Annotated in this window: 13 protein-coding genes; 4 read left to right on the top strand and 9 right to left on the bottom strand. The window is 50.1% G+C overall.

Translation table 11 applies throughout. The features are described from left to right. Positions 1–56: 56 nt before the first annotated feature. From ACO0LG_RS03910 to ACO0LG_RS03900, 3 genes are all read right to left on the bottom strand, one after another. Complete coding sequence (locus ACO0LG_RS03910; protein WP_423023531.1) at positions 57–476, bottom strand: globin family protein; 420 nt, start codon at positions 474–476, stop codon at positions 57–59. Between the two features lie 45 nt (positions 477–521). Next, the gene (locus ACO0LG_RS03905) at positions 522–1,178 is read right to left on the bottom strand and encodes a GGDEF domain-containing protein (RefSeq protein WP_423023529.1); all 657 of its coding nucleotides are present in this window, start codon (positions 1,176–1,178) and stop codon (positions 522–524) included. Positions 1,179–1,463: 285 nt separating this feature from the next. Further along, positions 1,464–2,828, bottom strand: a complete 1,365-nt coding sequence (locus tag ACO0LG_RS03900; protein WP_423023527.1) for a PLP-dependent aminotransferase family protein — start codon at positions 2,826–2,828, stop codon at positions 1,464–1,466. Between the two features lie 289 nt (positions 2,829–3,117). Between ACO0LG_RS03900 and ACO0LG_RS03895 the strand changes: the two genes are divergently transcribed. After that, entirely contained in the window at positions 3,118–3,636 is a 519-nt protein-coding gene (locus tag ACO0LG_RS03895) for a globin domain-containing protein (protein ID WP_423023525.1), read from the top strand. Between the two features lie 9 nt (positions 3,637–3,645). Here ACO0LG_RS03895 and ACO0LG_RS03890 read toward each other — a convergent pair whose 3' ends face one another. The 3 genes from ACO0LG_RS03890 to ACO0LG_RS03880 are packed head-to-tail and all read right to left on the bottom strand — an operon-like array spanning position 3,646 to position 5,513. Then, a complete protein-coding gene (locus tag ACO0LG_RS03890; RefSeq protein WP_423023523.1) occupies positions 3,646–4,581 on the bottom strand; it encodes a DKNYY domain-containing protein in 936 nt (311 codons plus the stop codon). Beyond that, positions 4,575–5,153 (bottom strand): hypothetical protein, encoded by a 579-nt coding sequence (locus ACO0LG_RS03885; RefSeq protein WP_423023521.1) that lies wholly within the window; start codon positions 5,151–5,153, stop codon positions 4,575–4,577. Before ACO0LG_RS03885 ends, ACO0LG_RS03890 begins: the two co-directional genes overlap by 7 nt. 57 nt (positions 5,154–5,210) lie before the next feature. Further along, positions 5,211–5,513: a hypothetical protein gene (locus tag ACO0LG_RS03880; RefSeq protein ID WP_423023519.1), complete on the bottom strand. Its 303-nt coding sequence runs from the start codon at positions 5,511–5,513 to the stop codon at positions 5,211–5,213. 399 nt (positions 5,514–5,912) lie between these two features. On the opposite strand from ACO0LG_RS03880, the gene ACO0LG_RS03875 reads away from it, so the two are divergent. Beyond that, positions 5,913–7,952: a hypothetical protein gene (locus ACO0LG_RS03875; protein WP_423023517.1), complete on the top strand. Its 2,040-nt coding sequence runs from the start codon at positions 5,913–5,915 to the stop codon at positions 7,950–7,952. A 98-nt stretch (positions 7,953–8,050) separates the two neighbouring features. On the opposite strand, the gene ACO0LG_RS03870 is transcribed toward ACO0LG_RS03875, so the two are convergent. Beyond that, positions 8,051–8,590 (bottom strand): SH3 domain-containing protein, encoded by a 540-nt coding sequence (locus tag ACO0LG_RS03870; RefSeq protein WP_423023515.1) that lies wholly within the window; start codon positions 8,588–8,590, stop codon positions 8,051–8,053. A gap of 242 nt (positions 8,591–8,832) precedes the next feature. On the opposite strand from ACO0LG_RS03870, the gene ACO0LG_RS03865 reads away from it, so the two are divergent. After that, the gene (locus ACO0LG_RS03865) at positions 8,833–9,342 is read left to right on the top strand and encodes a hypothetical protein (RefSeq protein ID WP_423023513.1); all 510 of its coding nucleotides are present in this window, start codon (positions 8,833–8,835) and stop codon (positions 9,340–9,342) included. An 87-nt stretch (positions 9,343–9,429) separates the two neighbouring features. Then, positions 9,430–10,071 (top strand): ABC transporter ATP-binding protein, encoded by a 642-nt coding sequence (locus ACO0LG_RS03860; RefSeq protein ID WP_423023511.1) that lies wholly within the window; start codon positions 9,430–9,432, stop codon positions 10,069–10,071. Between the two features lie 9 nt (positions 10,072–10,080). Here ACO0LG_RS03860 and ACO0LG_RS03855 read toward each other — a convergent pair whose 3' ends face one another. Together ACO0LG_RS03855 and ACO0LG_RS03850 are read right to left on the bottom strand one after the other, a co-directional pair. Further along, positions 10,081–10,419, bottom strand: a complete 339-nt coding sequence (locus ACO0LG_RS03855) for a cupin domain-containing protein (protein WP_423023509.1) — start codon at positions 10,417–10,419, stop codon at positions 10,081–10,083. 77 nt (positions 10,420–10,496) lie between these two features. Further along, positions 10,497–11,420 (bottom strand): LysR family transcriptional regulator, encoded by a 924-nt coding sequence (locus tag ACO0LG_RS03850; protein WP_423023507.1) that lies wholly within the window; start codon positions 11,418–11,420, stop codon positions 10,497–10,499. Positions 11,421–11,515: the final 95 nt, after the last annotated feature.

The following is an 11,515-nucleotide window of genomic DNA, read 5'->3' as shown; positions in this document are numbered from 1 at the left end:
TAAACGCTAAGTTCACTTTGGCATTCCTTTTAAAGCGCACGCAAAAAATACATGGCTCAGGCTGCTACTATCGCGCGTGAGGCAGTGATCATGACATTGGACATCACGCCATAGACGGTGGCCCATGCATCCCTGGTTTCGCTGGTGAAGCGATCGCCCAGGCCCTGCCCCAGTGTTTTAAGCAATGCAGCGCCGACTGTTTGATAATGCGATTCTTTGACGCCGTAGCCGTCATGGCGCACGGCCAGGCCTTGCAGTACTGGTACCAGATTATCCAGGTCATTGAGCTTGCTAACTGCAGCACCGATCATCTGCATGAGTTTTTTACCTTGCTCTGTCATGTCACCGCGGAACATGGGCTGGAGTGATGGATCCGCTATAAACAGGTTTTGATAAAACAGGGCGGCTGCCTGCGGGGCGATAGTGGCGACTTGTTTCCACGAGTCTTGTACGAGTGTGATGGTGTGTTGATTCATTTTTTTCTCCGGTTGAAATGATTGTTGGATTTGCTGGAACCTAGCCTAGTCTGCCGTGGCAGCCTTGCTTTGGTACATCTGCAAGTCAGCAGCTTGCAGCCAGGCCTTGGGTGGGCCCTGGGATGTATTCACTTCAGCAAAACCAAGCGCAAATTCCAGGGGAATGGCTACCTGTTCCTGTGAAAAATTCATTTGTAATACAGGTGTGGCCTGCAATAATTTATTGATGATGGTTTGCGTTTCCTGGGCATTGGTATGCGGCAAAATTACGGCAAACTCATCACCACCAAGTCGTCCCAGTATGTCAGTGGATCGCAAATTGTTTTGCAGATACACAGCAACCAGTTTCAATGCCTTGTCACCAGCCTCATGTCCATAATTGTCATTGATCTGTTTAAAGCGATTCATGTCCAGCACGATCAGCGTGGTTGGTACTGCATAACGTACCCATCTATCCCATGCCGTATTTAACTCAGCGATAAAACCACGGCGGTTCAACAAGCCTGTCAATATGTCGGTACGGTTTTCAATTTCTAGATCAGAAATAAAGCGCTTCAGGCGCGATATTTCTTCCATGAGTGCCGCGGTATTCTTGCTGTCATCTTTAGCGTGGCGCGTATATTCTTTGCCACTGCAAACGGGCGCTGCACAATTGGCATGTGGTGTATGTTTTTTATAAATGAGTCTTTGCGTAACTTGCATACAATTTCTTTTCATAAGCGATGAATGATGACCTGCCAAGTATTGGCTAAGGGCAGATGCATTGTTAGATACAAGGCTGTGCTTTCCGCATGAATACAAGAAATTTTCAGAAAGTACGGCGTGCTCAAGGATTGTTCAGTAGAGGCTGATCATGCCTCAGCATGGGACGAAGTATGTTGGAGAGGGGATTTTGCAGATAGATACAAGCACTGCTTTTGTCGGTAGATACAAAATAAAAAAACGGGGATTGCCCCGTTTTTTTGTGCGTCATCTTATGGAAAAGCGCTAATAGAAACCACGCAGGTAAAAACAGAATGCAGTCAATGACTGGCGCAGCGGATCAGTCAGCGGAATGGACGTATTCACACAAACACCATTCGAGACCAGTGCAATCTGCGGAGTATCTGCTTCGTCCAGCAAGGGCCAGTTGGCGCGGATTTGTGTCTGTATTTCTTCTGCACTGACCTTGTTTGGAAGGGGTAACCAGTAGCTGTAGCCGCCTGGCATATCCGCAAGTTTAACGGTATTGCCCAACACCAGCCGTAGTATGGATAAATATTCACCAGTGCGTGTTTTTAATTGCTGACGGTATTTGCGCAAGTGCGGCACATGGCTGCCCTGCGCCAGGAACTCTGCCAGGACAAGCTGTGATAATTCATTGACGCTGCTGGCAGATGCGCTTTTCAAATATTCAATACGTTCACGCCAGCTACCCGCGGCCAGCCAACCTATGCGCAAGCCGGGTGCCAAAGTTTTGGAGCAAGAATTGACGTAGATGACATTGCCTTTGAGATCAAAGGATTTCAGGGTCAGTGGCCGTGCGCCATCGTGTTGCAGGTCGCCATAGACATCATCTTCTATGATGGTGACGCCATGCTTTTCTGCCAGCCTCAAGAGATTGCGCTTGACTGGCAAAGGCATCAACGCGCCAGTAGGAAAATGGTAATTGGCGACCAGTAAAAAAACCTTGGGTGGATCTTCACCTTCCAGTATCGCCTGTACCTCAGCCAGAAATTCTGGTGCATCAACACTGCTGTGCACGGTCACCGGTGTCAGGGTGAAGGTTTCCAGCAGGCGGCTATACAGGACGCTGACCGGTGCCTGCACCAATACCTTGCTGCCAGCCTCACTGGTTGCACGCAAGGCCAGCAGCAGAGCTTCTGTCGCGCCCTGTGTCACGATCAATTCATCTTCCTTGAGGAAGCAGCCATTCTCTGCACTGCGCTTGGCCAACTCGGCACGCAGGCGTGGGTGACCATAGGCCTGTGCGTGGCGGGTAGACAGGAAAGGATGACGGCGTATCACGCTGCCCAGCAGGCTTTGCCAGCGTTGCTCAGGAAACAGGTCTTCCGCCGGCCCCCATTTCAACACATTGGCAGACATGTTTTGCAAATCTGCCTGGGTATGGGGTGCGGCGATAGCTGTATCTTGTTTCGCAGGCGGCTTAACAAAGTAGCCTGCCTTGCCACGCGGCTCAACCAGGCCTTTTTCTTCCAGTGTGTGCAGGGCATTAGTCACAGTGGCGAGACTGAGCTGGTGCTGCTGCATGAGTTCACGTACTGAAGGCAGGCGCGCGTTGACCGCTAATTTTTTGCTTAATATCGCATTAGCCAGTTCATCTGCCAATATTTGATACTTGTTCTTTGTCACAAAAAATCCTCATTTTTGCAGGAATTTACCAGGCTGCACACTGATGTACTAAGGGAGGGGCGGCAATGGAGTCTGATGAAATCGTGCTGCAATATTGCCAGCGATACTTATAACATATCCGGTATGGGCTTGCGTATCAAATCGTACTTCTGACCGTGCATACTGAAGTATGTATTGGCCTGTGCCAAAGCGCTGGTTTCTTCTACATCTGTGAGGATAAGGGATATACTAGCTGGCGAATCCGGTCAAAGTCCGCAGACTATTTATCCAACAACGCCAGAATTTACTAATGACTAAAGCACCAGCAGAAAAACCTGCAAAATCAGGCCCTTCTTCCCGCGCACCCAATAAGGCACAGCTCGCTGCGGCTGAGCAATGGTTGATGACTATTCAAGATGATATTGCCGGGCTGATCACATCGGGCTGGGCTGCGGCAACTGCTGCGCCTGGTGACCTGGCGGTTGATTTTTACCGTAACCTGTTTGCTGCTGCGCCTGCGGTGATCGAATTGTTTGCTGGAGACATGACTGAGCAGCAGGGACGCCTGACTCACACGCTGGAAGAAACCGTGGCGCTGGTGCATCAGCCTGAACATCTGCTTTTACTGTTACGTGCGTCCGGTGTGCGCCACCATCACTATCAGGTGCAGCAAGCTTATTTTGGTGTGATGCGCAATATTTTGATTGATACTCTGGCGACCCGCGGCGGTGCCGGGTTTACTGCAGCGCATCGCAGCGCCTGGGAAGGGTTGTTCGATAATATGGCGACAGTCATGCAGCATGGCATGGCCAGCGCTGCAAAAAGCTAGTGTGCGTTATTATGATGGCGCTTTGATACGTTCGCCAATATGGTATTGCCCGTTTTTATCTGTCGCATCGATCTTGCCGTCAAAACGTTCAAGCATGGCAAAACTGGCAGCATCTGCACCTTTGATCAATTTCCCGTAATAGAATACCTGACGCGAGGTTTTTGCATATCCCATCGCCAGATACTGCAATGAGGCAGCATCTTCTTTGCTGATGACATCGCCACGGTAATAGGCCTTATTGCCATCAAGGGCATAGCCTTGTTCTATCACTTTGAAGCTATCGTAGCTGACGCCTTTGAGACTTCCACCTACGGTAAAGCCGTCGACATAATAAATTTTTGTGCGGTCTTTGGCATAGTGTGCATCTATGGGCGTGAAGGTCAGCCCGTCACTGCCTGCAATTTCACTTTCACGGTAATAGCCACGTAATTTATCTCTGGCGAAGAAGTGATCCAGTAGAACGAAGCTGTCAATATCCCGCACCGGTACGATCTTGTCTTGCCTGAACAGATGCGATTGATCCCTGGCAAGATAGCCATCGCTCATCATGCGGAAGCTGGCTGGGTCCGCATCCCGTATCTTTTTGATGACCGTGCGTTTGATACTCCAGTATTCTTTGCTGTCGCGCTCGGTATCGCAAAAAAATACCATGGACTTGTCCTTGGCATAGTATTTACTCAGTACCTGGAAACTGGCACTGTCGCTGGCATCGTTGCCGTTAAAAATAGGCGTGCCACGGTAATAAGCATAACGTACATCTTTCGCAAAATAGTCGTCTATGGGCGTGAAGTTGATGAGCTCATGCTGGCTGTCAATGACCACACCGTCGTAATGCCATTTGCCCTTCTTTTTGTAGTAGGCGGATTCATTACCGCAACCGAACAGGAAAGAGATGATACCCATGAGGATGACCCAGGGTGGATATTTTTTGAGCTGCCTTAACATCTGCCTGAATCCGGGTTCAATAAACTACGCAGATAATTCGAGTACCTTGCCAGACTGCTGAAACCAATGAAATCAAGCGTCTGGGCAAGTGTGTTTTCATTGGTAGGTGAAACCTGCAATTGCGTGTACACAGTATCAGGATCGATCTGGCAGCAGTAGCGAAAGAACAGGTTTGGTTGCTGCCCTGCAAAGTGCTGCGCAACTCCTACCGACGCATCTATCGTGACGCGCGGTTCCTGCCACTGCTGGGCCAGCACACCTATCGCCCTGATCTGGCTTCCTGAGGATTCTATGACCCAGGTCGCCTTGTCACCGCTGATGGAGGGCAGAAATTTCGCCATGCGGATTTTTTCGAGCAAGGCGGCCAGGCTGGTGTTGGCAGGAACGGCAATATTTTCTGCATGCGACACAGTGTCATCGCCTGCATGTACGCTGTCCCTGTCTATACGTATAAGCAGCATGGTTGGTTCTGCCTGATTGCGCGGCTTGTGTTGCTTATGCGTTTTATGTCTCCAGCCATAGGCCAGGCCCAGGATAGCGAGACATGTTACCCAAAATGCCCAGTCAGACATCGTGTTCTCCTTATTGATAGAGTAGTGCGTGACGATGCCTGATCCTGGCAAGATGGATCAGAATGCCGCAGAGACGCCGTCAATACGGTCCAGACGGATGACGATGCGGCTGGCTTGTTGATTGCGTCCTATGACGTATTTTTCATCCAGCGCAGTAACGACCATGGCAACATTGGTGCCACTCGCATGCACGGTAACACCCTTGTTTTTCTCTTTGCTTTCCAGCAGGGTGGCGCGCAGCGGGTCTTTTTCGCTGGCAGCACCCGGGTCGGCAGCACCAGCGCTGCCAGTGGCGACGACAGACGTAATTACCAGCGCTTGCAGCAGGCGAGTCAGTGTCAGACGGGTCGGTTTGATCATGATATGTCTCTTTCTTGGTTGCTTGATATGGTTTGAATGAAAGCCTGGCAAGTGTGCACCTGGCCTGTGGTTAGCGATAGATACAAGCCTTGGTCTAGTGAATAGATACAAGGGAGTTACTGGGGAACTATAAGTTAAAAATAATGTTTTCTTTCGTATATTTCTTGAGCAAATCTGCAAGACAACCTTCTCAGGGCAACTGCGCTTGCCAGATAGAGTCTTTCACAGACCGGGCCAGAACTCAATATGCTTAATGTCATATAAAAAACTGACGGATGACACTTACTTGACAAATCCAGGCCTGTGATGATGCTTGCCAGATTTTAAATTCGTATCTTCATTTTATTGCGGCAGGGTGCACTTCTCATGTGTTCATGTCGCTTCGTCAGGAGGAATAGTATGAAACTGCATCAAAAACTACTTCAAAAACCAATTCAAAAACTGGGCCGGGCACTGGCCTTTGGCTTTTATCTGGCTGTCACTTCAGTCACCATGATCTCGCTATCCGCACAGACCGCAAACGCGGTTACTACTCCTGCGCGTATAGGTTTCTCGTCCAAGACCGTGGGTTTTGAAGCCAGCAATGCGCGCAATGCTGGTTCTATGGAATATGCGCTCATCGAATTTATAAGTGAGACCGGTACGACAGACCCATCAGTAGCTATCACGGTCAGCAGCAGTAATCCTGCGCTGATTACAGTCAGCAAAGTTGCGGTCGCTAATACATTAGGCAATTATTTGCTGGCGGTGCCAGCCAATGCGCCTTCAGGCAGCGCCACCATCGCGGCCAGCGCCACCGTGGCGGGTGTGACTTATACCCGTTCACGGGTATTTGTGATTACGGCCGCCAGCACCGGCACCCCTCCTGTTTCTGGTTCATCCACCATCACCAGGGCGACTACGCCGACCATGAATGCTGATCAGTCTGGCTGTGCTGCCATCAATTATTATGATGTAGGCGTGGGCAAGACTTATACCGCATTGGGCCAGTTACCCTGGAGCCAGTTGAAAGGCTGCGACACAGTCAGGATTTATGCCAAGCCAAACAACCTGCCTTACCATGAAATGATCTTGATTTCAGCGGGTGCCAATCTGACGCCAACTGCACCAAATAAATTCATGCGTGTGATCGGCATGCCTGATCCTGTGACGGGTGTGCGGCCTATCATTGATGGTGCGCCAGATGCCCAAGGCAAGCTGGCAACACAACTGGAGACATTGCCCGGACAGGCTGCCCGTACCCTGCAATATCATGACAATGCCAGCACTACGCGTGCGCTGTACAAATTGGGTTTGGTGATGGTAGGGCCTCAGGCTGGTTACAACTATAATAACGGGCCAGTGGGTTATATCGGTATTGAGAATCTGGATATCCGTAACTCTGTGTATGGCAATTCATTTTCTGATGCACAAGGCAAGAAAACAGATAGCTATGCTGCCTTTGGTACTTGCCTGTTTGTTGAAGCCGCAGCACATCTGGTAGTGAAAAATAATGTCATGCACAATTGCGGTAACGGCCTGTTCATTAATTCAAAAAATGGTACGCTGGTTGAGTTGTCACAAGATGTGCTGATCGAAGCTAATACCTTTTACAACAACGGCAATGCACCTATCGCCAATGTAACTAACGGCTACTCCGAGCACAATAGCTATACGGAAGCGCGCGACATCATCTTCCAGTACAACTATTTTGGTGATGTGCGCCCGGGTGCTTTTGGCGATTGTTTAAAAGACCGCTCATCTGGATTGATTGTTCGCTACAACACCTTTGCATCCAGCTGCGGATTGCAATTGCATTTGATGGATTCTACCGGCGGCAATGCGCTCATCTACGGTGAACCTGCCTATGCTTCTACCTACGTTTATGGCAATCTGTTTGATGTGACGCCAGGCAGTAATAGCACCAACCTGGTCAATTATGGTGGTGATAGCGGACTGACTGCAAATTATCGTCAGGGCACCTTGTTCTTCTACAATAATACGATGGTGGTGAGAGGTGATGCAACCCATGGCATTTATCCAGAGACACTGATGTTTAATCTGGGCATGCCCAATGCTGTTGCCGATGTCAGGAATAATCTGTTTTATGCACTGCCAGTCACTCCGGGCTCGCCAGGCAAAGTACAGGCAATGGCACTAGGCAAAGGCACCGTCAATATGACAAACAACTGGGTCTCGCCAAATGCTGCACAGTATTGGGTAGGGCATCTGACAGGTGCGGTGGTGAACGGCTGGAACACCAATCTTGGTGCCAATAATAATCCTGTGTTGGCGAATGCGGCACAGCATGATTATCGCCCGGCAGTTGGCTCACCCCTGATCAACGCGGGCAATGGACTGGGTAACCTGACATCCAGTTTGCTGCCAGTGGCACAACCTGGTGCCGTGATATTGCGCAAGCAGGATGGCATGATAGACATTGGTGCGTTTGAATTTTGATTAGTTGGTTGTTCAGTAATAGCTGAAATTGAAAATGTAAAAAAGCCCCCTGCTTGCAATGGTCGCTGCAAGCAGGGGGCTTTTACCTTGCGCTCATTTTATGAACAGGTTGTCACCGGGTTGCCGCAATATGAACCAGGCTGCATCCATCCCTTCGTGTTTTTATATTGTATCTCCAGCCATTCACCATTGCAGCTTTGTACTGAGGCGCCTGCATCGGCAGGGATTTTTCCGGTCATGGCACTTTGTGCAAACGGGCCAGCGCGCAGGCTGACGCTTATCCGCGCATTGATACCTGTCAAGGGCGCGAATACCCAGCCTTCACCTTTGAAATAAATCTCGCCACCCACGCCGCTGACCTGGTGAACACGCAACCATTTTCCGGCAGAGCCGGTGATTTCCATTTGTGAGTCACTGTCTTTGATGGTGGCCAGCACCTTGTGTTCAGACCCCGGGCCGTTGCGGATATTGCTGCCTTTAAAGTCAGGATCAATGGAAAAAACTTTGAGCTTGCATGCAGTCACTTCAGGCTCGGCATGCGCCACATTGGCGTACAGCGCGCCAGTCATGAGCAGTAGATTGCAAAAGCTGCCAAAACTGCAGATTGCAGTTTTGGAGAGGGAGAATAGTGTATTCATAATCACCACGACCGGGTGCAAAGAGATTCAGTGGATGGATATCAGCTCAAAAAAGTCTAGCACGCTTTACCCAATGCAAGACAGAGATTGCAATGCATAAGGCAAATGAAAATCAGGATATGACATCAGTCATACATTCTTGTGACAAGGGGCACTTACTGCAGTGCATGAACTCTGTGACCATGCGAAGTACTCGACTGCTCACGTCACTCATTCATCTATTCATCTCTCTGGACACTCCAATGTTGAACAAACTTAAATGCCTGTTATTGGCAAGCACCCTTTATCTTCTTTCCAGTCCGACTTTACAGGCGCAGGAACTGACACATCTTGGCGTACCCGCCGCCCGCATGATCGCCATCAACGGCAACAAATCTTTTTATGGCGGCGGTATTGCACAATGGAGTGTGTGGCAAGGTGGTCAATTGCCACCCGGAACAACCAGTTCATATTCTGTCCCTAACGGCTATTCATTGGTGATACTGGAGATAGAAACGATACAGAACCCACTGACTCTGGCTGGCACGGCCACCTTGTATCTGAGCCCGCCCGGGCAAGCGAGTTCTGGCATTGTTACTCTGGCACGGATTCCTTTAGAGGCCAGCACAGGCTATCCAATGAAAACCCAGTTGCTGGCTGCTGGCATACGTGTTCCTGGTGGTTATGGCATGTTCTGGAGTAGCTATGTCCCACCAAACGGTGGTAACGCCGCACTCAGCTGGATCATAAGGGGTTACCTCGTCAAAGAGTAAATGTTATACGAGTCTCCATGTGCATAGTGTCTTTGCCTGATGACCGCTTATACTATGCGTCATCACCAAACAAATAGTGCCTGCGCAATGACAACCACGAGTAACCAGAAAAAAACTATCCTGCAATCCACTGAGTTGACGTTCCATTATCCCGGCCGGTCCTTATTCACCAACTGGTCTTATGACATACCAGCAGGCATGACGCTGGTGCTGGGGGGGGATGGCCGTGGCAAGACCAGTTTGTTGCAATTGCTGGCAGGTGAATTGCGTGCACAAAGCGGGCAATTGCAGATTGAGGATATATCTTTGCGGACGCAGCCTGATGCATACTGCAGACAGGTATTCTGGGTAGACCCGCGTACGGATGCATTTGATCAAATGCCGGTGCCGGAATATTTCGCTACAGTGCGCAAGGCATATCCCGGTTTTGATGATGCCATATTGGCACAAGCCATAGCAGGTCTCGGCTTGACACCGCATATCAGCAAGCAGATGTTCATGTTATCGACAGGTAGCAAGCGCAAGGTCTGGCTTGCTGCGGCTTTTGCTGCGGGAGCGACAGTCAGTTTGCTTGATGATCCCTTTGCGGCACTGGACAAGTCATCGATAGAATTTATCACTGCCAAGTTGAATCAGTTTTCGGCGGATGCATCAAGGGCCTGGGTGCTGGCAATGTATGTCACACCGCAAGGCTTGACCTTGTCTGGAGTGATTGATCTGGGTGATTGATTTGGGCGGTTAATTTGGGTAGCTGACAATAATGCTCAGGGCTTCAGTGCCCGTTTGTTTTATACCCACAACGGCACCCTTATATAAGTAAGCGGCCATGCCAGCTTTTAAAGCTGCTGTCTTGCCGTCAGAAGTAACTGTACCTTCACCAGACAGGACGTCATAAATTTCGTCATGAGCAATTGGGTGCAAACCTATCTCTGCCTTGGGATGCAGAATGCGTTTTCTGAATTCCATACAGCGCGGTGCTGGTGCTGCATCACTGATGCGGTAAGCGGTTGATATGCCTATCGCACCGTGCGGTGGCGGCTCATCCCGTTTGACATCCTCTTCATTGATAACAACCATGGCGTGCGCAGTATTTGCAGCCATGCATGCATGAGCGCACATCAAAAGTGTGCCAAAAAATAATGTGGTGGATATATTCATTTATTCCTCCGTAGTATTTTGTTCTCTGCAGCAGAAAATTCTGCTACCAGCAAGTCGATGAACAAACGTGTGCGCAGCGGTAGATAGCGGCGCGATGGATACATGACTTGTATCGGTGCGCTGACATCTGGCCAGTCTGCTAAAACTTCTATCAACTGGCCGCTTGCCAATGCTGTTGTCACATCCCATACAGAGCGCCTGACCAGACCCAGGCCTGCTATCGCCCAGTCGTGGGCCTGTTCGCCATTATCGGTGAGCCAGTTGCCGTGTACTCTGATAGTTTGCTCTTCTTGTGATGAGAGCGAATGAAAATGCCAGTCTGCATGCATGGCGCTAGATGAATGCATGAGTATGCAACTGTGCTGCAATAAATCGGTTGGCGTTTCTGGTTTGCCGTGTCTGGCGATATACGCGGGAGCTGCACAAATGACGCGGCGGTTGGCGGCCAGCGTGCGGGCGACCAGGCGTGAATCATTGTTCGCGCCGATCCTGATGGCGCAATCGAAACCGGATGCAAGCAGATCAATCAACTGGTCGCTGAGCGAAAGCTGTACTTGCAGTTCTGGATACTGACTGGCAAATCTTGCCAGCGCCGGGCCTATGTAATGCCGGCCCAGGGCAACTGGCGACGATACGCGGAGCATACCGCGCGGTGCTGCATGGCCTTGTCCCAGTTCAGCTTCTGCATTGGCGACATCCAGCAAGATGGCCTGGCAACGTTCGAAATACAGTGCCCCTTCTTCCGTCAGGCTCAGGCGGCGCGAGCTGCGTTGCAGCAGGCGTGTGCCCAGGGCAGCTTCCAGCCGGCTCATGCGCTTGCTGCCTACGGCTGGCGAAAAACCCAACTCACGTCCTGCCGCAGACAGGCTACCACTCAGCACAGCCTGGACAAACAGCTGCATATCCGCCAGTTCTATCATGCGCAAATACCTTATCTTTTCTAAATTGGAATAGATGCTTTAATTATGAAGCCCATTTTCAATCATTTGAAATGGTAGCACAGTAGTGTTCAGGC

Origin of the sequence: Undibacterium sp. Ji42W (assembly GCF_049340405.1) — a bacterium.
Taxonomy (GTDB): domain Bacteria; phylum Pseudomonadota; class Gammaproteobacteria; order Burkholderiales; family Burkholderiaceae_D; genus Undibacterium.
This window is presented reverse-complemented; position numbering and strand designations above follow the sequence as displayed.

What these genes read in the sequence shown, in the direction of transcription:
- ACO0LG_RS03875 (WP_423023517.1), top strand. Translation starts at nt 5,913, where the DNA reads ATGAAACTGCATCAAAAACTACTTCAAAAACCAATTCAAAAACTGGGC.
- ACO0LG_RS03850 (WP_423023507.1), bottom strand. Translation starts at nt 11,420, where the DNA reads ATGATAGAACTGGCGGATATGCAGCTGTTTGTCCAGGCTGTGCTGAGT.
- ACO0LG_RS03865 (WP_423023513.1), top strand. Translation starts at nt 8,833, where the DNA reads ATGTTGAACAAACTTAAATGCCTGTTATTGGCAAGCACCCTTTATCTT.
- ACO0LG_RS03860 (WP_423023511.1), top strand. Translation starts at nt 9,430, where the DNA reads ATGACAACCACGAGTAACCAGAAAAAAACTATCCTGCAATCCACTGAG.
- ACO0LG_RS03855 (WP_423023509.1), bottom strand. Translation starts at nt 10,419, where the DNA reads ATGGTTGTTATCAATGAAGAGGATGTCAAACGGGATGAGCCGCCACCG.
- ACO0LG_RS03895 (WP_423023525.1), top strand. Translation starts at nt 3,118, where the DNA reads ATGACTAAAGCACCAGCAGAAAAACCTGCAAAATCAGGCCCTTCTTCC.
- ACO0LG_RS03870 (WP_423023515.1), bottom strand. Translation starts at nt 8,590, where the DNA reads ATGAATACACTATTCTCCCTCTCCAAAACTGCAATCTGCAGTTTTGGC.
- ACO0LG_RS03885 (WP_423023521.1), bottom strand. Translation starts at nt 5,153, where the DNA reads ATGTCTGACTGGGCATTTTGGGTAACATGTCTCGCTATCCTGGGCCTG.
- ACO0LG_RS03905 (WP_423023529.1), bottom strand. Translation starts at nt 1,178, where the DNA reads ATGCAAGTTACGCAAAGACTCATTTATAAAAAACATACACCACATGCC.
- ACO0LG_RS03890 (WP_423023523.1), bottom strand. Translation starts at nt 4,581, where the DNA reads ATGTTAAGGCAGCTCAAAAAATATCCACCCTGGGTCATCCTCATGGGT.
- ACO0LG_RS03880 (WP_423023519.1), bottom strand. Translation starts at nt 5,513, where the DNA reads ATGATCAAACCGACCCGTCTGACACTGACTCGCCTGCTGCAAGCGCTG.
- ACO0LG_RS03910 (WP_423023531.1), bottom strand. Translation starts at nt 476, where the DNA reads ATGAATCAACACACCATCACACTCGTACAAGACTCGTGGAAACAAGTC.